The organism is Pseudomonas sp. HR1 (assembly GCF_030175875.1).
GTDB lineage: Bacteria > Pseudomonadota > Gammaproteobacteria > Pseudomonadales > Pseudomonadaceae > Chryseomonas > Chryseomonas oryzihabitans.
This window is the reverse complement of sequence record NZ_JASNRF010000003.1, coordinates 132,080-156,883: the sequence shown is the minus strand read 5'-3', so window position 1 is coordinate 156,883 and position 24,804 is coordinate 132,080. Positions and strand designations below refer to the sequence as shown.

Here is a 24,804-nt window from a genome sequence, read left to right as displayed (position 1 = left end):
CCTTATAGCCGAAATCGTCCCCAGCTCTGCGCCAGGTGCTGCAGCGACGCCTACCAGTCTTCACGGAAAGAACCATGCCCAAGCACCTCACCTTGTCCCTTGGTCTGCTCGCCCTGCTGATTCATGCCGACGCGACCTGGGCCGCCGCTGCCGACGCCGCGCCGAGCGCCGCCGCCGTCCAGGCCCTGGAAGCCCAGCTGAAGAAGACGCCCCAGGATCCGGATGCTCTGGGCAAGCTGGGCAGTGCCCGCCTGGCGCAGCAGCGCTGGACCGATGCCGAGCAGTTGCTGACCCAGGCCGTGCAGAAAGGCGGCAAGACCTGGCAGCCGGCGCTGGACGAGGCGCGCTACCACCACCTGCTGGAACGCGCCCATGCCGCGGAGAACAAGCGCGAGCTGGACCAGGCGCGGGATCTCAGCGTGGAAGCCATCCGCCTGAAGCCCGAAGCGGTCGAGGCGCAGCTGTTCCTCGCCGGCATCCAGAGCCAGAAGCGCCAATGGGAATTGGCCGAGGCCACCTACCGCCAGGTGCTGATGCGCGAGCCGGCCAACGTCGATGCCTACTACGGACGCATCGCCGCGCTCAACGAGCTGGGCCGCACCGAGGAAGCCCTGCAACTCACCAAGAATCTGCAGCCGAGCGCCAAGAATCAGGTCAAGGGCCTGGATCGCCTGCGCGCCGGCCAGGCCATGCAGGAAGCCGAAGCCGCCGAGGCGCGGGGCGATCTGCAGGGTGCCTCGCGCCTGCTGGAACAGGCACGCCAGGAGTCCCCGGAGGATCCCTGGCTGCGCCTGGCCCAGGCTCGCCTGGAGGTCCGCCAGGGCCGGCCGCGCGCCGCCCGCGACCTGGTGGACAGCCTGGTCAAGGATGGCGCCCAGCGCCCCGAGGTGCTCTATGCCAGCGCCCTGCTGTCCAACGAGCTGGGCGAATACCCGCGCGCCATGCAGACCCTGATGCGCATTCCCCAGGCGCAGCGTTCGCCGGATATGAACGCCCTCGCCGCGCGCATCACCTTCAACGAACAACTGGCCGAGACCGTGGCCCTGGCCAAGCAGGGTCGCCGCGAGGAAGCGCGCAGCCTGATGCAGCGCCTGGAAGCCCGCGCCGGTCGCAATCCGGATCTGATCGGCGACCTGGCCGAGGCCTTCGCCACCGCCGGCGACCCCGAGCACGGCCTGGCCCTGCTCAAGCCGATGATCACCGGCGATACCCGCCCGGCGCCCGCCATGCAGCTGCACTACGCCAGCATCCAGCTGCAGCTGAACCAGGACCAGACCGTGGGCAACGTCCTGCGCGACCTGCAGGGCGTGGTGCTCGACAGCGGCGAGAAGCAGCAGTACGACGACCTCCTCGCCCGCTATCGCATCCGTCAGGCCGATCGCCTCACCGACCAGGGCAAGCTCGCCGCCGCCTACGACACCCTGGCCCCGGCGCTCAAGGCCCGTCCCGACGACAAGGCCGCCCAGGCCGCCCTGGCGCGCATGTACCTGGCCAGCGGCGACACCCAGAAGGCGCGCCAGCTCTATCGCGACGTGCTCAGCGACCAGCCGAAGGACGCCGAACTCTATCTGGGCGCCGCCGAGATCGCCGCCAAGTCCCAGGACAGCGTCACCGCCCGCCAGTACCTGGACCAGGCGGTCAAGCTGGGCCAGAGCGATCCCCTGGTGCTGCGCCGCGCCGCCCTGCTCTACCGCGATATCGGCATGGCCGGTACCGCCACCGGCCTGCTGGAGCAGGTGGTCCAGGTGGAGCGCAAGGATCGCGAATCCGCGGCCCGCGCCGCCGGCGCCAGCGACAACCCCTTCGCCGCCCTGCCCGGCCAGACCCGCAGCGCTGACGCCCTGGCCGCCGTTCCGGCCGCCGCGGATGGCAACGCCGGCAGCGCCGACTACGCCTGGAGCGATCCGCTGCAGGCGCAGAAGGCTGCCAACAACCCCTTCAGCGACCTGTCCGTGGTGCCCACCAGCAGCCTGTCGAGCAGCCTGGCCACCGAGCAGATCCTCGGCCAGCTGCAGCGCGAGCGCAGCATCCGCATCACCCAGGGCCTCAGCGTACGCAGCTACGACCCCAGCGGCAGTTCGCGCCAGACCACCGTCAGCGCGCCGCTGGAGATCTCCTTCCCCGCCGGCGACCAGCGCCTGGCCGTGCGCGTCACCCCGACGCGCATCAACGACAGCAGCAGCGACGGCAGCCAGAAGGAAAACGGCGTGGCGGCGTCCATCGCCGTGGAAGACGCGGGCCGCGGCCTCAAGGGCGACATCGGCGTCTCGCCGGTGGGCCTGAGATACAGCACCGTGGTTGGCGGCGCGACCCTGGAGCGCCCGCTGAGCAGCCTCAGCGAGAACCTGCTCTATGCCCTGAGCGTATCGCGCCGTTCGGTGACCGACTCCCTGGCGTCCTATGGCGGCATCCGCGATCCGCGCACCGGTCAGGAGTGGGGCGGCGTCACCGCCAACGGCGGCCTGGCGCGGCTGAGATACGACGACGGCCGTTACGGCTCCTACATCTATGGCGCGGCCCATCGCCTGACCGGCCACGACGTCAAGGACAACGACCGCTTCGAGATCGGCACCGGCGTCTACTACTACCTGCGCAATGGCCCGGACAGCCTGTTCACCGTGGGCCTCTCGGCCACCGCGATCGGCTACGACAACAACCAGAACCACCTGACCTACGGCCATGGCGGCTACTTCAGCCCGCAGCGCTACTTCGCCATCGGCGTACCCCTGGTGTGGGCGCAGCGCGGCGATCTCTGGGCCTACCAGGTGCAGGGCGTGCTGGGCGTGCAGACCATTCGCCAGGACGCCGCGGATCGCTATCCGGACGACGCCGCCCTGCAGGCCGCTGCGGAAGCCGCAGGCCAAGGCCAGTACGGCAGCAAGAGCAAGACCGGCGTGGCCTACAGCCTCTCCGCCAATGGCGAATACCGCCTCAGCGGGCAATTCGCCCTGGGCGGTCGCCTGGGCCTGGACAATGCCCAGGACGAGCGCGACGTCAACGGCAACCTCTATCTGCGCTACTTCTTCGAAGAGCAGGAAGGCCGACCGCAACTCTCGCGGCCGCAGCCCTACCGCTCGCGCAACGAGGAATAAGCAAAAGGCCCGCACCCGCGGGCTTTTTTCTAGCCGCCGCAACCCGCCCAGCGCCGCCGAAACGACCGCTCGTCCCCGCGTTCGTCGCCACCGCGACCGCCCCGTCCCCGCGTCATGCCTTTCGTCCGCACGGCGCCAGGCGTGACGTTGACGGGTGCCCGAGGTGATCTAAACATTGAAGCGAGCCGGCGCTGAAAAGCGAGACGATCCGTTCGCTCCGCTTCGATGCCCGCATACGCATTTTCAATTGGTGCGTCACGAACTCCGCGTGACAGTATCCACAAAAAATGACACCTGATGGCTTTTAGCCATAATTTTGACGTCAAGCATTCACGCAGACCCTTCACCTTTTCGGAAGTCGCCATGGTCCGTTCGCTGGATATTGCCAATCTGTTCCGCTCCTTCGGCGGTGATCCCCAGCGCTACCATGAGTTCGAAGCCCCCGAGCCGGTGCCCCACGAAGCCCTCTTGCCAGCCGCAGCTCAGCCGCAGCCTGCGCCGAGCGCCCAGGTCGAAGCGGTCGTCGCGGTGGCCGAGGCGGCCGCTCAGGCTGAACCGGACGCCCTGCCCCCGCTGTCGCGGCAGCTGGCGCAGCTGCACAGCAGCCGCCAGGCCAACCAGGCGGTCGCCGCCCTGGACCAGGCGCTGAGTCGCACGCTGCCGCGGTTGGCCGGTCCGGTGCTGGCACTGATGTCGGCCCGGGGCGGCACCGGCAAGACGGTCATCGCCGCGGGCCTGGCCCAGGCGTTGAGCCGCAGCGGCCAGCCGGTGCTGCTGGTGGAGCTGGACAGTCAGAACGTGCTGTCTTCGCTGTTACTGCAGGAAGCGTCGTCCACCACCGGCTCGGTCAGGGCGCCGCTTTCCGTCTGCCTGGCGGTAGACGAGCGCTTGCGCCTGGTGCCCTTTGGCGCCCCCGACGAGCTGGATCTGCAGGCTCTGGAGCAGGCCCTGGCCACCGACACCCAGTGGCTGACCCGCCGCCTGCAGGCGCTGGACGTCCCGGCCGATACCCTGGTGATCCTCGACTGCCCCACGGGCTCGACGCCACTGAGTCGTCAGGCCCTGGCCCTGGCCACCCGGATTCTGGGGGTGACAACCGCGGATGCGACCGGTTACGCCAGTCTGCCGCGCCTCGAACGCCAGTGGCAGCGCTGCAGCGGCCAGGTCACTCCGCTGCACCTGCTCAACCGGGTCGATCCCGCCCGCCCCCTGAGCCAGGACATCGCCGCCATCGTGGCGCAATCCTGGGGCGAACGCCTGCTGGGCGTACTGCCGGAAAGCCCCGATCTGGAGCAGGCCCTAGCCCTGGGCCAGGGTCTGGCCAGCGTCCAGGACGCCTGGGCGCGTGGCCTGGCCGAGCTGGGCGAGGCCTTGCTCGGCGATCTTCGCTCGCCCGTGCAGCACGCCGCGCGCGCCTAGCCATGAGCTTTCTCGACCGCCTGGAACAGGTTCGCCAGCGCCGCGCGGCGCGCGCTGCCGACGCCCCGCCGGTGCCGCCCGCGGCGCCGCTGTGGCTGCAGCTGTTCGCCTGGACGGCCGCCGCGTTGCTGGGCGCCCTGCTGGTGAGCGTGCCCCTGGCGCTGGAAGAACAGGCGGCGTTCGCCGTCGGCTGCTTCGGCGCGGCCCTGCTGCTACGTCGGCTGCCCGGACGGCTGCCGGTGATCGCGCTGATCCTGCTGTCGCTGCTGGCGTCGCTGCGCTATCTCTACTGGCGCCTGACCAGCACCCTGGGCTTCGAGACGCCGCTGGAAATGGTGCTCGGCTACGGGCTGGTGGCCGCCGAACTCTATGCCCTGGCGGTGCTGGTGTTCGGCTACCTGCAGACCATCTGGCCGCTACGCCGCACGCCGGTCCCGCTGCCCGCCGACCCGGCCGCCTGGCCCACCGTGGACGTCTTCATCCCCACCTACAACGAAGCCCTGAGCATCGTGAAGCTGTCGATCCTGGCGGCCCAGGCCATCGACTGGCCACGCGACAAGCTGCGGGTGCACGTACTCGATGACGGTCGTCGCGAGGACTTCCGCCACTTCTGCGCGACCGCCGGCGTCTCCTACCTGGTGCGCGAGAACAACGAGCACGCCAAGGCCGGCAATCTCAATGCGGCGCTCAAGGTGACCGACGGCGAGTACATCGCCATCTTCGATGCCGACCACGTGCCGACCCGCTCCTTCCTGCAGGTCTGCCTGGGCTGGTTCCTCAAGGACCCGCAGCTGGCCATGCTGCAGACCCCTCACTTCTTCTTTTCCCCGGATCCCTTCGAGAAGAACCTCAAGACCTTTCGCACCGTGCCCAACGAGGGCGAGCTGTTCTACGGCCTGGTGCAGGATGGCAACGACCTGTGGAACGCCACCTTCTTCTGCGGCTCCTGCGCGGTGATCCGGCGCACCATGCTGGAAGAGGTCGGCGGCGTGGCCACCGAGACGGTGACCGAGGACGCCCACACCGCGCTCAAGCTCAACCGGCTCGGCTACAACACCGCCTACCTGGGCATTCCCCAGGCCGCCGGCCTGGCCACCGAGAGCCTGTCGCGCCATATCGCCCAGCGCATCCGCTGGGCCCGCGGCATGGCGCAGATCTTTCGCATGGACAATCCGCTGCTGGGCAAGGGCCTCGCCCTCGGCCAGCGGCTCTGCTACCTCAACGCCATGCTGCACTTCTTCTATGGCCTGCCGCGGCTGGTGTTCCTTACCGCACCGCTGGCCTATCTGCTGTTCAGCGCGCAGATCTTCCATGCCTCGGCGCTGCTGATCACCTGCTATGTGCTGCCCCATGTGCTGCACTCGAACCTGACCAACTCGCGCATCCAGGGCGAATTCCGCCACTCCTTCTGGAACGAGGTCTACGAGACGGTACTGGCCTGGTACATCCTCAGGCCCACGCTGCTGGCGCTGATCAACCCGCGGCTGGGCAAGTTCAACGTCACCGACAAGGGCGGCATCATCGCCAGCGACTACTTCGACTGGGAGCTGGCGCGTCCCTACATCGTGCTGCTGGCGCTCAATCTGCTCGGCCTGGGCGTGGGTATCGGTCGGCTGTTCCTAGGCGATCCCGAGGCGGTGACCACGGTCGCCATCAACCTGGTCTGGACCCTCTACAACCTGGTGATCGCCAGTGCCGCGGTGGCCGTGGCCAGCGAGACGCGCCAGGTGCGCGCCGAACCCCGGGTGGCCGCCACGCTGCCGGCCGGACTCGTGCTCGCCGATGGCAGCCGCCTGGAATGCAGCACCCTGGACTTTTCCCAGAGCGGCATCGGCCTGAAGTTGCCCGCGGGCCTGCATCTGCCCGAGGGCAGCGCGGTAGAGGTCGAACTCAGCCGCAACGGTCGCAGCCGTCGCTTTCCGGCCACCGTGGCCTTCAGCCGCGCCGGCGCCGTGGGCACCCGCTTCGCCGAACTCAGCGTGACCGAACAGCGCGAGCTGGTGCGCATGACCTTTTCCCGCGCCGATCTCTGGGCCGAGGCCTGGGGCAATCACCGTCCGGATTCCCTGCTGGGCTCGCTGCGCGAGGTCAGTCAGATCGGCCTGCGCGGCATCGCCGATCTCAATCGCAACGTCTGGCGCCTGAGCCGACCTTCCCGGCGCACGGCGCCCTCCTCCTCCGCCTCCCTGGACCGCCCATGACCGTGTCGCTACGTCTCGCCCCCCTGCTGCTCGCCACCCTGGGTGCCGCGCCCGCCTTCGCCCTGGCCCAGAATGCGCCGCCGGTGGCGGTGGCCGGCAGCGGCTACGACAACAGCTTCAAGCAGCTCGGCGCGGTCTATCCCTTCAATCTGCGCGGCATCGACAGCCGGGACGGAGTCGGCTTCGACATTCGCGCCGACGAGATCGTCAGCGCCGCCAAGGTGACGCTGAACTACACCTATTCCCCGGCGCTGCTGCCGGAGTTGTCCCAGCTCAATGTGCTGGTCAACGACGAGGTCGCCGCCAGCATTCCGCTGCCCAAGGAAGGCGCCGGCACGCCCCAGACCCGGGTGGTGGACATCCCGCCGCGGCTGATCACCGAATTCAACCGGCTGAGCATCCAGCTGATCGGCCACTACACCATGCAGTGCGAAGACCCGCTGCACTCCAGCCTCTGGGCCAAGGTGAGCAATGGCAGCCGCCTGGACGTCCAGGTCAGTCGCCTGGACCTGGCCCCGGACCTGGCGCGCCTGCCGCAGCCGTTCTTCGATCGCCGCGATGCCCGGCAGCTGGAGCTGCCCTTCGTCATCGCCGGTGCGGCCGACAACGGCACCCTGGAGGCCGCCGGCACCCTGTCGTCCTGGTTCAGCGCCCTGGCCAGCTATCGCGGCGCCCGCTTTCCCAGCAGCCAGAACGCCCTGCCGGCCAAGGGCAATGCGGTGGTGCTGGTCACCAGCGAAGAGCGCGCCAAGACCCTTGGCCTGAGTCTGCCGGCACCGGCGACGGCGCGGGTCGACATCCTGGCCAACCCCTTCGATCCCCAGGGTCAGCTGCTGGTGATCTCCGGCCGCGATGCCAACGAACTCAAGCGCGCCGCGAGCGCCGTGGCCCTGGGTCACCAGACCCTCTCCGGCCAGAGCATGACCTTCGACACCCTGCAGGCGCTGCAACCGCGCAAGCCCTACGATGCGCCCAACTGGCTGCCCAGCGACCGACCGGTACGCCTGGGCGAACTGGCCACGCCCAAGCAACTGGCGGTCTCCGGCTATGACTCGGGTACCATGAGCGTGCCGCTACGGCTGCCGCCGGATCTGTTCCTCTGGCGCAACCAGGGGCTGCCGCTGCACCTCAGGTACCGCTACACCCCACAGCCGGTGGCGACCAATTCCTCGCTGCTGGTGAGTTTCAACGACCGCTTCGTGCAGTCCATCGCCCTGCCGTCCCAGGAACACCTGGACCAGGGCCTGCTGGGGCTGATCAAGGACGAGGAACTGCCGCGCGAAGCCGAGGTGCGGCTGCCGCTGGAGGGCGAGGCGCTGCAGGCCCGCCTGCAATTCCGCTTCATGTACGACTACCTCAAGCAGGGCGAATGCCGCGACGTCATCATCGACAACATGCGCGGCACCCTGGAACCGGATTCGACCCTGGATCTCTCCGGCTATCGGCACTTCATCGCCCTGCCCAACCTGGGCGTGTTCAAGGACAGCGGCTTTCCCTTCACTCGCCTGGCGGACCTGAGCGAAACCGCGGTGATCCTGCCCGATGCGCCCAGCGCGGCGGAGATCGACACCTACCTCAACGTGCTCGGCCGCTTCGGCAGCTCCACCGGCTATCCCGCCACCGCGGTCACCGTGGCCCGTGCCGGCGAGGTCGACGGCCTGGCCGACAAGGATCTACTGCTGATCGCCAGCGGCGCCGACCAGCCGCTGTTGCAACGCTGGGCCGCCCAGTTGCCCGCCGGCTTCACCGGCAACGGCCAGCGCTTCGAGGTATCCGACCTGGCGTTCAAGGTGCGCCAGTGGTTCGGCAGCGACAACGCGGCCAGCCTGGAGCGCAGTCGCGCGGCCCTGAGTGCCAGTGGCGGTGCCGGTACGGCCTTCGTCACCGGCTTCGAATCGCCGCTCAGGAGCGGTCGCAGCGTGGTGGCCCTGGTCGCCGCCCGCCCGGAGGGCCTGGCCGACATCAGCCGCGCCCTGACCACCCGGGAAGACTATGCCCAGGCATTGCAGGGCAGCCTGGCGACGGTGCGTGGCCAGCAGGTGGAAAGCCTGGTGGCCGACGAGACCTATCACGTCGGCAGCCTCGGGCCGCTGCTCTATGTTCGCTGGCAACTGGCTCGCCATCCGCTGCTGATGCTGGGCCTGAGCGCCCTGGGCGTGGCCCTGCTGGCCGGCCTGCTCCATGCGGCGCTGCGCGCCCGCGCCCGTCAGCGGCTGGAGCGCTAGACCATGACCCGTGCACCGCTGCTGGCTACCCTGCTGACCGGTCTGCTGCTGCCGCCGCTGGCCCAGGCGGCCGGTACCCCCGAAGCGCTGCTCCTCGAGCAGGGTCACTTCTGGCAGGCGCGCAAGAATGCGCCCCGCGCCCAGGAGACCTGGAACAAGTTGCTCGAACTGGATGCGCAGCAGCCCGAGGCGCTGTACGGCCTGGGACTGATCGAGGTGCAGGCCAACCGGCTGCCGGCCGCCCAGGCCTATCTGCGCCGCCTGCAGGCGCTCAAGCCCGTGCCCCAGCAGGCCCTGCAGCTGGAGCAGGACATCGCCCTGGCCAGTGGCGACAATCCGCAGCGCCTGGTGGATGCCCGCCAGCTGGTCAGCGAAGAAAAGCCGGTGCAGGCACTGGCGCTCTATCGTCAGCTGTTTGGTGGCCGCCTGCCCCAGGGTGATCTGGCGCGGGAGTACTACGACATCCTCGCCTACACCCCCAATGGCTGGCAGGAAGCCGGTCCGGGCATCGAGCGTCTGCGCAAGCTGCAGCCCAGCGACCCGGCGCTGATGCTGATCCAGGCCAAGCACCTGGCGCGCTTTCCGGCCAGTCGCAGCCGCGGTATCCAGGCCCTGGCGGAGCTGAGCACGCGCAAGGACATCGGTGGCGAAGCCGCCGAATATTGGCGCCAGGCCCTGGTCTGGAGCGGTCCGCCCGGTCCGGCCGAGGCACCGCTGTTCGAGGCCTATCTGCGCCAGCACCCGGATGACGCCGAGTTGCGCGCCCAGCTGGAAAAGGGCCGTACCCTGAGTCGCAGCGGCGGTCTGGATCCGCAATTGGCCCGCGGTATCGAAGCCTTGCGCCGCAATGAGCTGGGCGCTGCCGAAAGCGCCTTCCAGGCGCGCCTCAAGGTGGCGCCGGAGGATGCCAACGCCCTGGGCGGCCTGGGCATCGTCCGTCAGCGCCAGGAACGCTTCGACGAAGCCGAAGCGCTGCTGAACCGCGCCACCCGTCAGCCGGGCGGGGCGCGCTGGCAGGCGCCGCTGGCCGAGGTACGCTACTGGGCGCTGCTCGCCCAGGCCCGCAAGGCCCAGCAGGCCAACGACTTCAGCACCGCCCGTGCCCGCGTGGAACAGGCGTTGCGGCTGGACGCCAAGCGCCCGGAAGCACCGCTGGCCCTGGCCGGACTGCAGGCCCAGACCGGTCAGCTGGACGCCGCCGAGGCTGCTTATCGACGGATCCTGCAGCAGGATCCGCGCAATCTCGAAGCCCGTCGGGGCCTGATCGATCTGCTCGCCGAGAGCGAGCGTCCGGCCGAGGCCCTGCGCCTGCTCGACACCCTGACCCCGGCCGAACGTGCCAGGCTCGGCAACCTGGATCGGCTCAAGGCCACCCAGGCCTTGCAGGAAGCCAAGCTGGCCGAGGGCCGTGGCGATCTCCAGGGGGCCCGTCGCGCCCTGGAAGACGCCCGACGCGCCGATCCGGACGATGTCTGGACACTGCTGGCCCTGGCCCGCCTGCAGCTGCGCCAGGGTCAGGAGGCGGCCGCCCGCCAGACCCTGGACAGCGGTCTGGCCAAGGACTCCCAGCGCCCGGAAGCGCTCTATGTCCGCGCCCTGTTCGCCCTGGAGCAGCGGGATCCCGCCGCGGCGCGCGCGCTGCTCTGGCGCATCCCGCCGGCCCAGCGCACCCCGGCCATGACGGGGCTGGCCGCTGATCTCGACTTCGATGCCCGGGTAAGCGCCGCCCGTGACCTGGCCCGCCGCGGCCAGCAGCAGGCCGCGCGGCGCCAGCTGGCGGCCCTGGAGCCGCAAGCCGGCGAGCGCCCCGCCGCCCTGGGTGGCCTGGCGGCGGCCTATGCCGAGGCCGGTGACCCGGAACGCGGGCTGCGCCTGCTGCGCGATGTCCTGGCCCGCGAACGCACGCCCGATCCCGCCCTGCGCCTGCAATACGGCGAGGTGCTGCTGCGCAGTGGCGCCGACGACGAGGTCAATGCCCTGCTGCACGATCTGCAGGGACAGCGCCTGACCGCCGCGCAGCGCCAGGGTTATGACGACCTGCTCTATCGCTACCGGGTGCGTCAGGCCGACCAGTTGCGCGAGCGCGGCGATCTGGTCACCGCCTACGACACCCTGTCGCCGGCCCTGGCCCAGCGTCCGGACGATGACCTGGCCAACGCCGCCCTGGCGCGGCTGTACCTGGCCAATGGCGAGGCCGACAAGGCGCTGCGCCTCTATGAACCCCTGCTACGCCGCGCCCCCGACAACCCCCGGCTGCAACTGGGTGCGGCCGATGCCGCCGTGCGTGCCCGGGACAACGCCTATGCCGAGCGCGCCCTCGAACGCGCCGTAACCCTGGGCGCCGACGACGTCGGGGTGTTGACCGAGGCCGCGCGCCTCTATCGCGCCCTGGGTCGCGACGGTCGGGCTACCGAGCTGCTGCGCCAGGTGGTGGCGGTGGAGCGCCGCGACGCCGAGACCGCGCGGCCCCTGGCCAGCGCCCCGGCCAATCCCTTCGGCCCGCGCCGCGGCAGCGCCACCCTGGCCAGCCAGGCCATTCCGCCGACCGCCGACCAGTTGCTGGCGGCGGCCAAGGCCGCCCCGCTGGCGGATGCGCCAGTCGCTCCGCAGGACAGCGCCGCCGAGCGCGCCCTCGACGACCTGCTGCAGACCCGCAGCGCGCGGATCACCCAGGGCCTGACGGTGCGCAGCAACGACAACGAACGCGGCCTCGGCAAGCTCACCGACGTGGAAGCGCCGCTGGAGATCGACTTCCCGCTGGGCGATGTGCGCCTGGCCGTGCGGGTCACCCCGGTCAGCCTGACTGCCGGCAGTGTCGGCAGCGACGCCCGCAGTCGCTTCGGTGGCGGCCCGGCCGCTACCCAGGCCGCGCCGGACGCCGCGCCGGGCAGCCAGAGCGACAGCGGCGTGGGCCTGGCGGTGGCCTACAGCGATCCCCAGCTCGGCCTCAAGGCCGACGCCGGCACCACGCCCCTGGGCTTTCTCTATGCCACTCCGGTGGGCGGGGTGAGCCTGGAGCGACCGCTGACCGACCACAGCCGCTACAGCCTCTCGGCCTCGCGCCGGGCGGTGATCGACAGCCTGACCTCCTTTGCCGGCAGCGAAGACGCCCGCACCGGCCAGCAATGGGGTGGCGTGACCGCCAATGGCGTGCGCGGCCAGCTCGGCTACGACGACAGCCAGTTCGGTGCCTATGCCTATGCCTCCTGGTACCGACTGCTGGGCAACCATGTCGCCGACAACAGCCGTACCGAGCTGGGCACCGGGCTGTACCGCTACCTGATCAACAGCGAAGACAGTCGCCTGACCCTGGGCCTGTCGTTCACCGGCATCGCCTACGACAACAACCAGGCCTTCTTCACCTATGGCCATGGCGGCTACTTCAGTCCGCAGCGCTTCTATGCCCTGGGCGTCCCCCTGACCTGGTCGCAGCGCACCGATCGCTGGACCTGGCAGCTGCGCGGCGCGGTGGGCCTGCAACGCATCGAGCAGGACGGCGCCGACTTCTACCCGACCGACGCCCGCCTGCAGGCCGCGGCGAGCCAGGCGCTCGGCGCCCCGGCGGTCTATGGCGGCCAGAGCAAGACCAGTCTCGGCTACAGCCTCTACGGCGCCACCGAATACCAGCTCGGTCGCCAGCTGTTCGTCGGCGGCAACCTCGGCGTCGACAACGGTCGCGATTTCCAACAGCTCAATGGCGGCGTCTATCTGCGCTATGCGCTGGAACCCCAGGACCGTGCACTCGCCCTGCCGGTCAGTCCCTATCGTTCCCCCTACGACAACTGATTCACGGAGCTCCCATGGCAGCCAGCCTCCTCACCGGCCTCACCATTCTCATGATCGGCGACAGCCATCTGGCCACCCCCGACTACCTGATCGGCACCCTGCAGGACAGCCTGGTGCAACAGGGCGCCAAGGTGCACACCCTGGGTATCTGCGGGACCAACGCCGGCGACTGGCTCAAGGTCACCCCCGGCACCTGCGGTGGCGCCGAGCGGCGCAACGGCGACAAGGCCGTGGTGCTCGGCGGCAAGGCGGCGACCCAGCCGATCAACGAGCTCATCGCCGCCGACAAGCCCGATCTGGTGCTGATCGTCATGGGCGACACCATGGCCAGCTACACCAACCCCAGCTTTCCCAAGACCTGGGTCTGGCAGCAGACCACCAGCCTGACCAAGGCCATCGCCGCCACCAAGACCCACTGCGCCTGGGTCGGTCCGACCTGGGGCACCGAGGGCGGCAAGTACGGCAAGACCTTCGAGCGGGTCAAGCTGATGTCCGGCTTCCTCGCCAGCAACGTCGCGCCCTGCAGCTACATCGACTCCCTGAGCTTCGCCAAGCCCGGCCAGTGGGCCACCATCGACGGCCAGCACCTGACCGGTCCGGGCTACAAGTCCTGGAGTTCGGCCATCGTCGACGCCCTGAACAAGCTGCCTGCCGACAAGCTCAAGGGAGCCGCCCAGTGAAGGCCCTGCTGCTGCTCGGTCTGCTGGTGGGCGGGGTCGCCCAGGCCGAGGTGTCGCTCTATCCCACCGGCCCCAGCGAAGACTCGGCCTTCCTCCGCTTCGTCAACGCCGGCAGTCAGCCCCTGGCGCTGCAGGCCTCCGGCTCCGCCGCGCGGTTGCAACTGGAGGCCGCCAAGCCGGTCTCCGACTACCTGACCGTGCCGGCGACCAAGGCGATCAAGGGCGAACTGGTCCAGGGCGCGGCCAAGGCTCCGCTGGAACTGACCGTGGCCGCCGGTGAATTCGCCACCCTGGTCGTCCTGCCCGGCACCCCGCTGGTCCAGCGCCTGGTACGCGAGCAACCCGACGACTTCAATGCGCTCAAGGCCTCGCTGGCCTTCTACAGCCTGGATCCGCACTGCGCGACCCCGGGCCTGCAGGCGGCCGGGCGCAATGCCGAGATCTTCAAGGACGTGGCCGACGGCACCCTGCAGCGCCGCAGTCTCAACGCCGTGGCGCTCAAGGTGCAGCTGACCTGCGCCGGCCAGGCCACGGGCGCAGCGCTGGACCTGGGCGAACTCAAGGCCGGCGAGCGCTACAGCGTGCTGCTGCTGCCTGGCGCCAGCGGTCCGCGGCTGCTCGCCACCCAGGACGCTATCGCCCACTAAGGACAGCCGCTCGATGGTCTTCGCCTCGCTGGAATTCCTCACCCTCTTCCTGCCGCTGTTCCTGCTGGTCTACGCCCTGGCGCGGCCCGGCGGGCGCAACGGGGTGCTGCTGGTGGGCAGCTGGCTGTTCTATGGCTGGCTGAGTCCGCTGTTCCTGCTGCTGCACATGGCCCTGGCGCTGCTGGCCTGGGTCGGAGGGTTGCTGGTGGATCGCGCGCGCGAAGGCTCGAGGACCCGGCTGCAACTGCTCGCCGGGCTGATCGTGATCAACCTGGCGGTGCTCTGCTGGTACAAGTACGCCAACATCGTCGCCGCCACCTGGAGCCAGGTGCTGGTGACCGCCGGCGCCCTGCCGCTGGACTGGCAGAAGGTGGCCTTGCCGGCCGGGCTGTCCTTCATCGTGCTGCAGGCCATCTCCTACCTGGTGGACGTCCATCGCCACGTGGTGCCGGTGGAGCGCAGCTTCGTCAACTACGCCACCTACATCTCCATGTTCGGCCATTCCATCGCCGGCCCGATCATCCGCTACGACTGGGTGCGCCGCGAACTCAACCAGCGCTGGTTCAATCGCGAGAACTTCGCCCTCGGCGCGCGCCGCTTCATGATCGGCCTGTGCATGAAGGTGCTGGTAGCCGACACCCTGTCGCCGCTGGTGGACGTGGCCTTCCACCTCGACCAGCCCTCCTTCGTCGACGCCTGGATCGGTTGCCTGGCCTATTCGCTGCAACTGTTCTTCGACTTCGCCGGCTACAGCGCCATGGCCATCGGCCTGGGCCTGATGCTGGGCTTCCACTTTCCGGAAAACTTCAACCGGCCCTATCTCGCCCGCAGCATCCAGGATTTCTGGCGGCGCTGGCACCTGTCGCTGTCCAGCTGGCTGCGCGACTACCTCTACATCTCCCTGGGCGGCAATCGCGGCGGTCGCTGGCGCACCTATCGCAACCTCTTCCTGACCATGGCCATCGCCGGTCTCTGGCACGGTGGCGACAGCTGGAACTACCTGCTCTGGGGCATGCTGCACGGCCTGGCGCTGTGCCTGGACCGGCTCTGGGACGAACTCGGCGGCCGGCCGCTGCCGCGGCCCCTGGCCCATGGCCTGACGCTGCTGTTCGTGGCCCTGGCCTGGACGCTGTTCCGCGCGCCGGACTTCGCCACGGCGCTGTCGCTGTACGCCGGCCAGTTCGGTCTGCACGGCTTCGCCCTCGGCGATGCCCTGGCCGTGACCCTGAGACCCGTGCACGGCCTGGCCGCCGCCCTGGGCGTGGCCTGCATCCTGGCCCCGTTGTGGCAGGCGCGCATCGAGGCGCGCCTGCCCGACAGCGCCCTGCTGCGCATCCTCGGCGCCGCCTGGCCGGTGGCCGGCTTCCTGCTCTGCTTCGCGCTGATCGCCAGTCGCGAAGCCGTGCCCTTCCTCTACTTCCAGTTCTGAGGCCGCCGTCATGAGCGCTCCCGCCCTGCCGCCCTCACCCGCACCGCAACCGCCCAGCGCCAGCAGCGTGCGGCTGGCCCCGCTCGCCGGAGTGGTCTTCGCCCTGTTCCTGGCGATCGGCCTGCTGTCCTGCGCCTGGGCGCTGCTCACCGATCGCCTCTCGCTCTGGCCGGAAAGGGTGGATCGCCATGCCCTGCTCGAAGGCGAGATCACCCACCACATCGCCAAGGAACTGGCCAAGGCGCCATTGCCGGAAGCGGCCGCCCGCCTGGAACGCGGCGCCAGCTGGCTGCTGCTGGGCGACAGCGGACCCCGGGTGCGCCAGGGCTGCCCCGGCTGGCTGTTTCTCGCCGAAGAACTCGAGGTCTCGCGCCAGGCCGCCGCCAATGCCCGGGCCCGCGCCCAGACGGTGATCGAACTGCGCCAGCAACTGGCCGCCCGGCACATCCAGTTGCTAGTCGCCGTGGTGCCGGACAAGAGTCGCATCGCCGCCAACCAGCTGTGCGGACTGCGACGCCCGGCCGCCTTCGCCAATCGGGTCGCCGACTGGACGCGGATGCTGAGTGCCGCGCGGGTACCGGTGCTCGACCTGACCACGGCGCTCACGCCCCTGGGCAGCGCCGCCTTCCTGCGCACCGATACCCACTGGAACGAGGCCGGTGCCGAGGCCGCGGCCCGCGCCCTGGCGCTGCGCATCCAGGCGCTGCCCTTCCAGGCCAGCCCGGCACGGGCCTTCACTCGCACGCTGCTGGCGCCGGCACCGCGACCCGGTGACCTGGTGCGCCTGGCCGGCCTGGACTGGCTGCCGCCGCGCTTGCAGCCGACCCCCGAGGTGCTGCGCCTGACCCAGGTCGACAGCCGCGCCGCGGCCGGCGCCAGCGATGACCTGTTCGGCGATGGGGACCTGCCCAATGTGGCGCTCATCGGCACCTCCTTCTCGCGCAATTCCAATTTCCTGCCCTTCCTGGAACAGGCCCTGGGCGCCAGCGTCGGGCGTTTCGCCAAGGACGGCGGGCATTTCGCCGGTGCGGCACGGGACTATTTCGCCAGTCCTGCCTTCCGACAAACCCCGCCACAGTTATTGGTCTGGGAAATTCCCGAGCGCGATTTACAATCCCCCAGCCCCGAGGCGTTGCGTCTCGATCCGCGTCCTTGAGGCAACCAAGGCTTTCCCCATGGGTCTGAGGACGCAACCCCCAGCCCCCAGGAAGCCTTTCGATGACGGAACTGCTAGACGGCCTGACCCAGTGGATCAACCAGCACCACCAGTGGCTGGGCGTGGCCATCTTCATCATCTCCTTTCTCGAGTGCCTGGCCCTGGCCGGGCTGGTGGTACCGGGCACGGTGATCCTGTTCGCCGTGGCCGTCGCCGCCGGCAATGGCGCGCTCAATCTCTTCGATACCCTGCTGCTGGGCTTTCTGGGCGGCATCCTTGGCGATGCGGTGTCCTACTTCATCGGCCGCCGCTTCCACGAGGGCATCCGGCGCCTGCCCGGCCTGCGTACCCATCCGGAATGGATCGGCTCGGCCGAGGGCTTCATCCACAGATACGGCGTGGCCAGTCTGCTGGTGGGTCGCTTCATCGGTCCGCTGCGCCCGCTGCTGCCGCTGATCGCCGGCATGCTGGACATGTCCCTGGTCAAATTCGTCAGCGTCAGCCTGGTGGCCGCCGCCGGCTGGTCCATCGCCTACCTCGGCCCGGGCTGGGTGACTGGCGCGGCCTTCCGCCTACCCTTGCCGGAAGGCTTCTGGCAGCAGGCCGGCATCATCCTCGGCGGCATCGCGGCGCTGGTGGCGGTCATCGCCCATGGTGCCTGGCGCGAGCGCGCCGGCACCACGCTGATCAGCGGCGCCCTCTGCCTGGCCGGGCTGCTGGCCCTGCTGTTCGGCTGGCACCACCTGCGCGCCTTCGACGAAGGCCTGATGGCGCTGGTGCAGGAGCATCGCGAGGGCTGGCTCAACCTGGTTGCCGTGGTCATCACCCGCATGGGCGATTTTCGTACCCAGCTGATCCTGGCCGCCGTGCTGATCTTGGTGCTGGCCGCCTTCCGCCAGTGGCGCCCGCTGCTGTTCGCCCTGGGCACCACCCTGGGGACCGCTCTGGCCAACGGCCAGTTGAAGAATCTGCTGGCCCGCGCGCGCCCCGATGTGCTCGCCGAACCCTTGACCACCTACAGCCTGCCCAGCGGCCACAGCTCGGCCTCCTTCGCCTTCTTCCTGACCCTGGGCATCCTCGTCGGCCGCCGCTATGGTCCGCGCGGGCGCCTCGCCTGGCTGGTGATCGCTGCCCTGCCGGCGGTGCTCATCGCCCTCAGCCGCGTCTACCTGGGCGTGCACTGGCCCACCGACATCCTGGCCGGCGCCCTGCTCGCCGGCGGTTTCTGCGGCCTGAGCCTGGCGCTGTTGCAGAAGACCGGCGGCAATCGCCTGGAGCCGATCCCGCCGCGGACCTGGTGGGTGCTGCTGCCCCTGGTCGTACTGGTGCTGGCCTTCGCCGCCGGCTGGGCCCTGCCCGAAGCCATCGAGCGCTATGCGCCCCGGCTGTAAGGCCGCGGCCGAAAAAATCCGCGCCTGGTCCTGCAGTTCCGGTTCGATTGTGGTCTGAACGGCTGGAACTACGGCGGTGGGTGGGGAGACACGATAGATGGCAGCGCAGCTTGCCGACTGGAACGAACTGGACTTTCTCGCCGGCGGTGGCGAGATGGGCGCCCGGCTGCGCAGTCACGACTGGTCGGAATCCCCTCTGGGCCCGCCTTCTCAGTGGCCGCAATCTCTCAGGTCCGCACTGAGCATCTGCCTGAATTCCAGCTTTCCCACCGCCATCTACTGGGGCCCCGACCTGCTGCTGCTCTACAACGATGCCTGGGCGCCGATTCCCGCAGAGCGGCATCCCTGGGCCCTGGGTCGCCCGGCGCAGGAGGTCTGGCAGGACATCTGGCCGGTGGTGGGGCCGCAGTTCGGACAGGTCCTGAGCAGCGGCCAGGGCTTTTCGGTGTTCGACCAGCTGCTGCCGATGCTGCGCCAGGGGGTGGTCACCGAGACCTACTGGAACTACAGCTTCACCCCGATCCGTGGCGAAGGCGGCGAGATCGCCGGGATCTTCAACCAGGGCCACGAGACCACCCAGCGCATCCTCGACGAGCGCCGTCGCGCTGCCGATGCCGCCCGCCAGCGGCGGATGTTCGAGCAGGCGCCCGGCTTCGTCGCCATCGTGCGCGGCCCGGATCACGTCTTCGACTTCGTCAACGTCGCCTACAGCCGCCTGTTCGATGGCCGGCCCCGCGAAGGCCTGACGGTGCGCGAGGTCTTTCCCGAATTGCACAATCAGGGCTATTTCGAGTGGCTCGAACAGGTCTATCGCAGCGGTCGCCGCTTCGTCGCCGAGCACCAGCCCCTGCGCCTGGAAACCGCGGGCGAACCGGTCCGCACCCTGTACCTGGATTTCATCTACGAACCCCTGACCGACGAAACCGGCCAGGTGATCGGCATCTTCTGCCAGGGGCAGGACGTCACCGAAGCCCATCTGGCGCGCGCCGCGCTGGAGGCCAGCGAACGACGCTTCCGCACCGCCCTGGAAATCGAGACGGTGGGCGCCCTCTGCTTCGATGCCGAGGGGCGGCTGATCGATGCCAATGACGCCTTCCTGCGCATGAGCGGCCACGACCGCGAGGACCTGGCCGCCGGGCGAATCGCCTGGCCCGCACCGCTACTGCCCCACCCCGACGCTCAGGTGCCGCCCGAGGAGCGCAGCTATCGGCGCCGCGACGGCTCGACCGGCTGGGCCCTGGTGGCCGCCAAGCGCCTGCCCGATGGCAGCGCCTTCGAATTCCTGGTCGACATCAGCGACCGCAAGCAGGCCGAGGCCGAGTTGCGCGAGGAAACCCGCACCCTCGAAGCCCTCAAGCGCATCGACACGGAGTTGGCCAGCCAGCTGGATCTCGCGCACCTGGTGCAGACCGTGACCGATGCCGGGGTGGAGTTGACGGGCGCGGAATTCGGCGCCTACTTTCATCAACGCCATGAAGAAGGTGGCGGACGTCTGCAGCGCTTCACCCTGTCCGGCGTCGAGCGGGACCTTTTCGAGCAGATCGGAGAATCCGCTGCCACCACCCTGTTCGTCACCACCCTGGGCAGCGCGGGCGTGGTCCGCAGTGACGACCTGGCGAGCGACCCACAGCTCGGCCACGTCCTGGCGCCGCAAGGCCGCGCGAGTCGGCTGCCGGTGCGCAGCTATCTGGCCGTCGCGGTGGTGGCCCGCAGTGGCGCGGTGCTGGGCGGGCTGGGCTTCGGCCATCCGGAGCCGGGGCGCTTCAACGCCCGCCACGAACGCCTGATGGTCGCCCTGGCCGCTCGCGCGGCCATCGCCATCGAGCAGGCCCAGCTGTTCCAGGCGGTGCGGACCGCCAACGAGACCCTCGAACAGCGTGTCATCGAGCGCACCGCCGAACTGACCCAGGCGCAGCAGGCGCTGCACCAGGCGCAGAAGATGGAGGCCATCGGCCAGTTGACCGGCGGCATCGCCCACGACTTCAACAACCTGCTGGCCGGTATCATCGGCAGCCTGGAGCTGATCGAGCGCCGCCTGCAGCAGCACCGGACCGACCAGCTCGACCGGCTGCTCGGTGGCGCCCAGGCCTACGCCGCACGCGCGGCCTCCCTGACCCAGCGGCTGCTGGCCTTTTCCCGGCGGCAGACCCTGGAACCCAAGCCCACCGACGTCAACGAGCTGATGCTGGCCATGGAAGAGCTGATCCGCCGCAGCGTCGGCCCGGCGATCGAGGTGCAGGCCGAGCCGGCGGAGCCGCTCTGGTCGACGGTGATCGATGCCGTGCAACTGGAAAGCGCCCTGCTCAACCTGGCGATCAACGCCCGGGACGCCATGCCCCAGGGCGGCCAGCTGCGGCTGTCCACGGCCAATCTGCCGGAGGATGCGCCGGAGCGGCCGGAGGACCTGCCAGCAGGCGATTACGTGAGAGTCAAGGTGAGCGACACCGGGACCGGCATCGCGCCGGAGATCCTGGAGCGGATCTTCGATCCCTTCTTTACCACCAAGCCGCCGGGTCAGGGCACCGGACTGGGCCTGTCGATGGTGCACGGCTTCGTGCACCAGTCGGGTGGCCAGATCCAGATCGACACCACGCCGGGCGTGGGGACCTGCATCTCACTTTATCTGCCACGGGCGCCGGAGGACGACGCCCGCACGTCCTGAGCGACGCCCAGCGGCGCCGCTCGGCCGACCTCAGAGGCCGGCGCCATGGGGCGTGGTGCCGCCCTTCATCTGCGATTGCAGGTAGTTCTGCAGACCGATCTTGTCGATCAGGCCCAGCTGCTGCTCCAGCCAGTAGGCGTGGTCTTCCTCGGTGTCTTCCAGCTGCACCACCAGGATCTCGCGGGTCACGAAGTCCTTGTGCTGGTTGCACAGGGCCACGCCCTGGGCCAGGGCTTCGCGTACCTCGTACTCCAGCGCCAGGTCCGCGCGCAGCATCTCCGGTACGGTCTGGCCGACGGTGATGGCGTTGGGACGCATGTCCGGCGTGCCCTCGAGGAAGAGGATGCGGCGCAGCAGGGCATCGGCGTGCTGGGTTTCCTCTTCCATCTCGTGGCCGATCCGCTCGTACAGGCGCATCAGGCCCCAGTCCTCGTACATCCGCGAGTGGATGAAGTACTGGTCGCGCGCCGCCAGCTCGCCGCGCAGCAGCTGGTTGAGGTAGTTGATGACGTCCGGATGGCCTTGCATGAAAAGAGTCCTGTGCTGTTCAGTGCCCAGTTTAGCGCGCTGGCGCCCGGAGGACGCCGTTCATCGCCCGACCACTGGGGCCGTTCGTCTCATCGCAGCGCTAATCGTTCTACTTAACGATCAGCTTAGCCAGGGCGGCGGCGGTTCTTCGCGCACGCTGGGCTCGTCCTGCTCGCGCCGTGCGGCCTGGCGACGCTCCTCGTCGCGCCGGGCGGCCTCGATCTCGCGCATCACCGCATGGACGTCGGCCTGGCCTTCGCGTTCGACGAATTCGCCGGTCAGGCGGGTATTGGCGAACAGCTCGCCCTTCTCGAACAGCGCCCACATCTCCGGCGCATAGCGGGTCTTGCGCAATTCCGGGGCGAAGCGACCGAAATACAGCGCCATGTTCTCCACGTCCCGCGCCAGCAGGCGGAAGGCGTGGTTGTTGCCGGCGGCGTCCACCGCCTGGGGCAGGTCGATGATCACCGGGCCGTCCTCGGCCAGCAGCACGTTGAATTCGGAGAGGTCGCCGTGGACCAGGCCAGCGCAGAGCATGCGCACGATCTGGCCGATCATCAGCTCGTGGTAGCGCAGCGCTTCCTCGGCGGTGAGGGTCACGTCGTTGAGCCGCGGCGCGGCCTCGCCATTGCCGTCGGTGACCAGGTCCATCAGCAGCACGCCATCGAGGAAGTCGTGGGGCTTGGGCACCCGCACCCCGGCATCGGCCAGGCGATAGAGCGCCGTCACCTCGGCGTTCTGCCAGTTGTCCTCGCGCTCGCGGCGACCGAACTTGGAGCCCTTGGCCATGGCGCGGTTTTCCCGACTGCCACGCACCTTGCGCCCCTCCTGATACTCGGCGGCCTGGCGGAAGCTGCGCTTGTCGGCCTCCTTGTAGACCTTGGCGCAACGTACCTGGCTGCCGCAGCGCACCACGTAGACCGCCGCTTCCTTGCCACTCATCAGGGGCCGTATCACCTCATCGACCAAGCCGTCCTCGATCAGCGGCTCGATGCGTTTGGGAGTTTTCATCGCCGGTTCCAGCTCCTTCTTGTCGGTCGTCTCAGGGGGACGTGTGAGGCAAGTTTCAAGCCAGACGCCGAGAAAGGGAAGTCGGCGTCGCCCCTGAGCGTGCGACTCATCGAAGCGGACAAGATTCCTCAGCCGTGACCGGTTGCATCGTCAGCCGCCGAAGAAGGCCAGGAACCGCCGCCACTCGGCCTGGGCCTCGGCCAGTTCCACCGGGGCGAAGCGCACCTCGTGATGGGCCGGGCACTGGGCCAGGCGCGCCAGGTCCAGCGGGTGGATGAAGCCCAGCAGCGGATAGCCGCCCATGGTCTGGCGATCGGCCATGAGCACGATGGGCTGGCCATCGGGCGGCACCTGGATGGCACCGGTCACCACGCCCAGCGACCACTGGCGACGCGGGGGCGCCAGGGGCACCTCGCCGGCCAGGCGGATGCCCATGCGATCGGACTGCGGGCTGATGCGCCAGGACTGCGTGCAGAGCGCCTGCTGCTGCGCCGGGCCGAAGGCCTCGGCGTCGCCACCGAGGATCACCCGCAGGGTCGGCACCTCGCGATAGTCCGGCACGAAACGCGCGGCCGGGCCGCAGCCGTGGGCATGCAGCGCGCTCACCGCCGCGCAGCCCAGCCGCTGTCCGGCCGCCAGCGGCGCGCCCTGGCCTTCCAGTCCGCCCAGGCCTTCGCGCCGGTTGCTGGCCACGCTCCCCAGGGTCGCCGGCGCCTGGAAGCCGCCACCGGCGGCGGCCAGGTAGGCGCGCTGCCCGGACTGGGCGAAGCCCAGGCGCAAGCGCGCGCCAGCCCTTGCCGGAAAACACGACCAGGCCGGCAGGGGCTCGCCATCCAGGCGGGCATCCAGCGGCGCACCGGTCAGCGCCAGCCAGGTATTGGTCTCGATCTCGAATTCGGCGCCGCCCAGGGCGATCTCCAGCAGCGGCGCCGCGACCGGATTGCCCACCAGGCGATTGGCCCAGCGCGCGGCATGGCCGTCCATGGGCCCCGAGGGCGCTACCCCCAGGTGTTGCCAGCCCTGGCGCCCCAGATCCTGCAGCAGGGTCAGGGGACCGGGTTTGATGACCTGCAGTCCGCTCATGGCAGACCTCCCTGGGCGCGAAAGACCGCTTCGTCGACGGGTACGAAGCGCACCCGATCACCGGGTGCCAGCAGGCACGGCGGCTCGGCCCGGGCATCGAAGACCGTCCACAGGCAGCGACCGATGAGATTCCAGCCGCCCGGCGAAGCCTGGGGATAGACGGCGGTCTGGCGCTCGGCGATGGCCAGGCTGCCGGCGGGTACGTGGGTCCGCGGCGTGCTGCGCCGGGGCAGCGCCAGGCGTTCGTCCAGTTCGCCAAGAAAGGCGAAGCCCGGCATGAAGCCGATGGCGCCCACCTGATAGTCACGACCGCTGTGCAGAGTGATGACCTCGCCCTCGCTCAGGCCACAGCGCTCGGCCACCTCGGCCAGATCGGGGCCGGCATAGAGCGTCGGCACCTGGTGCAGGCGCCCGCCCTCGCCCGCCGGCGCGGCGCCCGGCCAGTCGGCCAGTAGGGGGTCGAGGCCGGCCTGCAGCTCGGCCAGGGTCAGTTGCAGGGGATCGTAGTGCACCAGCAGGCTGGTCCAGCCCGCCACCAGATCGGTCACCGCCGGGCCGAAGCGCTGGCGAATCCGCTCGCCCAGGCGGGCGATGCGCGGCGGCAGCTCGGCATCGGGATGCTCGGCCAGTTCGAGCAGCAGCGCCGCGACGCCAAAGGGCTTGCAGACGATCATAGGGCGTCCAGGGCGGCGCGCAGCCGCCGCAGTACGGCCAGGGATTCGGCGTTGTCGCCATGCACGCAGAGGCTGTCGGCCTGCAGCCGCATGGGCTGGCCATCGAAACCGGGAAAGTCTTCGCCGCGGGCGATGGCGACGGCCTGGGCGAGGATGCGTTCGGGGTCGTGATGGACAGCCCCGACCTGGCCACGCGGAGCCAGGGAGCCGTCGGCCAGATAGGCGCGATCGGCGAAGGCTTCCAGCAGCAGCGGCACCCCGGCGGCTTCGGCCAGCCGGCGCTCGCGATCATTGTCGGCCTTGGCCAGCACCATCAGCGGCAGTCCCTGGCGATAGCGGGCGCAGGCGGAGAGCGCGGCGCTCAACAGGGCATCGTCCTTGACCAGAGCGTTGTAGAGGGCGCCATGGGGCTTCACGTACTCGACGCGCACGCCTGCGGCGCGGCAGAAGGCGTCTAGGGCGCCGATCTGGTAGAGGATCATGGCTTCCACCTCAGGCGGGGTGCAGGCCATGGGTCGCCGACCGAAGCCCACCAGATCGGGATAGGCCGGATGGGCGCCGATCTGCACGCCGTTGGCCACCGCCAGGGTCACGGCTTGCTGCATGGTCAGGGGATCGGCGGCATGGAAGCCGCAGGCCAGGTTGGCCTGATCGACCAGGGGAATGGCATGGGCGTCGTCACCCATGGACCAGGCACCGTAGCTTTCACCGGAATCGCAATTGAGCAGCAGGCGAGCGGGCATGACAGGATCCTCTGAGAAGGTAGCTCGAGTGTCGGAAAGCCGGAGCGCCGCTGTCCAACAAAAGATTCCGGGCGCTG

At 69.6% G+C, this 24,804-nt stretch carries 16 protein-coding genes; 11 read left to right on the top strand and 5 right to left on the bottom strand.

The annotated features are described in order from the left end of the window. Nucleotides 1–74: 74 nt before the first annotated feature. From QKY98_RS12155 to QKY98_RS12105, 11 genes are all read left to right on the top strand, one after another. Nucleotides 75–3,092, top strand: a complete 3,018-nt coding sequence (locus QKY98_RS12155; protein WP_284670988.1) for a cellulose biosynthesis protein BcsC — start codon at nt 75–77, stop codon at nt 3,090–3,092. Between the two features lie 363 nt (nt 3,093–3,455). Next, the gene (locus QKY98_RS12150; protein ID WP_158541741.1) at nt 3,456–4,511 is read left to right on the top strand and encodes a cellulose synthase operon protein YhjQ/BcsQ; all 1,056 of its coding nucleotides are present in this window, start codon (nt 3,456–3,458) and stop codon (nt 4,509–4,511) included. A 2-nt stretch (nt 4,512–4,513) separates the two neighbouring features. Beyond that, nucleotides 4,514–6,712, top strand: coding sequence for a UDP-forming cellulose synthase catalytic subunit (gene bcsA, locus QKY98_RS12145; RefSeq protein WP_044342768.1), 2,199 nt, complete (start codon nt 4,514–4,516; stop codon nt 6,710–6,712). Beyond that, nucleotides 6,709–8,937, top strand: coding sequence for a cellulose biosynthesis cyclic di-GMP-binding regulatory protein BcsB (bcsB, locus tag QKY98_RS12140; RefSeq protein ID WP_077171793.1), 2,229 nt, complete (start codon nt 6,709–6,711; stop codon nt 8,935–8,937). The genes bcsA and bcsB overlap by 4 nt, the downstream gene beginning before the upstream one ends. Before the next feature lie 3 nt (nt 8,938–8,940). Then, on the top strand, nt 8,941–12,723 hold the full coding sequence (locus QKY98_RS12135) for a cellulose biosynthesis protein BcsC (protein ID WP_284670987.1): 3,783 nt from the start codon (nt 8,941–8,943) through the stop codon (nt 12,721–12,723). A 14-nt stretch (nt 12,724–12,737) separates the two neighbouring features. Continuing rightward, nucleotides 12,738–13,403 (top strand): SGNH/GDSL hydrolase family protein, encoded by a 666-nt coding sequence (locus QKY98_RS12130; RefSeq protein ID WP_027597207.1) that lies wholly within the window; start codon nt 12,738–12,740, stop codon nt 13,401–13,403. After that, nucleotides 13,400–14,050: an alginate O-acetyltransferase AlgF gene (locus tag QKY98_RS12125; protein ID WP_284670986.1), complete on the top strand. Its 651-nt coding sequence runs from the start codon at nt 13,400–13,402 to the stop codon at nt 14,048–14,050. The genes QKY98_RS12130 and QKY98_RS12125 overlap by 4 nt, the downstream gene beginning before the upstream one ends. A gap of 13 nt (nt 14,051–14,063) precedes the next feature. Further along, the gene (locus QKY98_RS12120; protein ID WP_284670985.1) at nt 14,064–15,479 is read left to right on the top strand and encodes an MBOAT family O-acyltransferase; all 1,416 of its coding nucleotides are present in this window, start codon (nt 14,064–14,066) and stop codon (nt 15,477–15,479) included. Between the two features lie 10 nt (nt 15,480–15,489). Continuing rightward, complete coding sequence (locus QKY98_RS12115) at nt 15,490–16,635, top strand: alginate O-acetyltransferase AlgX-related protein (RefSeq protein ID WP_144955792.1); 1,146 nt, start codon at nt 15,490–15,492, stop codon at nt 16,633–16,635. Between the two features lie 62 nt (nt 16,636–16,697). Continuing rightward, the gene (locus QKY98_RS12110) at nt 16,698–18,026 is read left to right on the top strand and encodes a bifunctional DedA family/phosphatase PAP2 family protein (protein ID WP_284670984.1); all 1,329 of its coding nucleotides are present in this window, start codon (nt 16,698–16,700) and stop codon (nt 18,024–18,026) included. Between the two features lie 97 nt (nt 18,027–18,123). Next, nucleotides 18,124–20,688, top strand: a complete 2,565-nt coding sequence (locus QKY98_RS12105; RefSeq protein ID WP_284670983.1) for an ATP-binding protein — start codon at nt 18,124–18,126, stop codon at nt 20,686–20,688. 30 nt (nt 20,689–20,718) lie between these two features. Here the strand turns inward: QKY98_RS12105 and bfr are convergent, their stop codons facing one another. From bfr to QKY98_RS12080, 5 genes are all read right to left on the bottom strand, one after another. Next, the gene (bfr, locus tag QKY98_RS12100; protein ID WP_007159675.1) at nt 20,719–21,216 is read right to left on the bottom strand and encodes a bacterioferritin; all 498 of its coding nucleotides are present in this window, start codon (nt 21,214–21,216) and stop codon (nt 20,719–20,721) included. 120 nt (nt 21,217–21,336) lie between these two features. After that, complete coding sequence (locus QKY98_RS12095) at nt 21,337–22,227, bottom strand: PA4780 family RIO1-like protein kinase (RefSeq protein WP_027597213.1); 891 nt, start codon at nt 22,225–22,227, stop codon at nt 21,337–21,339. A gap of 150 nt (nt 22,228–22,377) precedes the next feature. Beyond that, the gene (locus QKY98_RS12090; protein WP_284670982.1) at nt 22,378–23,310 is read right to left on the bottom strand and encodes a 5-oxoprolinase subunit C family protein; all 933 of its coding nucleotides are present in this window, start codon (nt 23,308–23,310) and stop codon (nt 22,378–22,380) included. Further along, nucleotides 23,307–23,984, bottom strand: coding sequence for a 5-oxoprolinase subunit PxpB (pxpB, locus tag QKY98_RS12085; RefSeq protein WP_284670981.1), 678 nt, complete (start codon nt 23,982–23,984; stop codon nt 23,307–23,309). Before pxpB ends, QKY98_RS12090 begins: the two co-directional genes overlap by 4 nt. Continuing rightward, nucleotides 23,981–24,727 (bottom strand): 5-oxoprolinase subunit PxpA, encoded by a 747-nt coding sequence (locus QKY98_RS12080; RefSeq protein WP_042136311.1) that lies wholly within the window; start codon nt 24,725–24,727, stop codon nt 23,981–23,983. The genes pxpB and QKY98_RS12080 overlap by 4 nt, the downstream gene beginning before the upstream one ends. Between the last annotated feature and the right edge of the window lie 77 nt (nt 24,728–24,804).

Bases quoted from the DNA above. Each gene is read 5' to 3' on its own strand.
- QKY98_RS12135 (WP_284670987.1), top strand. From the start codon at position 8,941: ATGACCCGTGCACCGCTGCTGGCTACCCTGCTGACCGGTCTGCTGCTG.
- QKY98_RS12115 (WP_144955792.1), top strand. From the start codon at position 15,490: ATGAGCGCTCCCGCCCTGCCGCCCTCACCCGCACCGCAACCGCCCAGC.
- QKY98_RS12110 (WP_284670984.1), top strand. From the start codon at position 16,698: ATGACGGAACTGCTAGACGGCCTGACCCAGTGGATCAACCAGCACCAC.
- QKY98_RS12155 (WP_284670988.1), top strand. From the start codon at position 75: ATGCCCAAGCACCTCACCTTGTCCCTTGGTCTGCTCGCCCTGCTGATT.
- pxpB (WP_284670981.1), bottom strand. From the start codon at position 23,984: ATGATCGTCTGCAAGCCCTTTGGCGTCGCGGCGCTGCTGCTCGAACTG.
- bcsB (WP_077171793.1), top strand. From the start codon at position 6,709: ATGACCGTGTCGCTACGTCTCGCCCCCCTGCTGCTCGCCACCCTGGGT.
- QKY98_RS12130 (WP_027597207.1), top strand. From the start codon at position 12,738: ATGGCAGCCAGCCTCCTCACCGGCCTCACCATTCTCATGATCGGCGAC.
- QKY98_RS12090 (WP_284670982.1), bottom strand. From the start codon at position 23,310: ATGAGCGGACTGCAGGTCATCAAACCCGGTCCCCTGACCCTGCTGCAG.
- bcsA (WP_044342768.1), top strand. From the start codon at position 4,514: ATGAGCTTTCTCGACCGCCTGGAACAGGTTCGCCAGCGCCGCGCGGCG.
- QKY98_RS12095 (WP_027597213.1), bottom strand. From the start codon at position 22,227: ATGAAAACTCCCAAACGCATCGAGCCGCTGATCGAGGACGGCTTGGTC.
- bfr (WP_007159675.1), bottom strand. From the start codon at position 21,216: ATGCAAGGCCATCCGGACGTCATCAACTACCTCAACCAGCTGCTGCGC.
- QKY98_RS12120 (WP_284670985.1), top strand. From the start codon at position 14,064: ATGGTCTTCGCCTCGCTGGAATTCCTCACCCTCTTCCTGCCGCTGTTC.
- QKY98_RS12150 (WP_158541741.1), top strand. From the start codon at position 3,456: ATGGTCCGTTCGCTGGATATTGCCAATCTGTTCCGCTCCTTCGGCGGT.
- QKY98_RS12080 (WP_042136311.1), bottom strand. From the start codon at position 24,727: ATGCCCGCTCGCCTGCTGCTCAATTGCGATTCCGGTGAAAGCTACGGT.
- QKY98_RS12105 (WP_284670983.1), top strand. From the start codon at position 18,124: ATGGCAGCGCAGCTTGCCGACTGGAACGAACTGGACTTTCTCGCCGGC.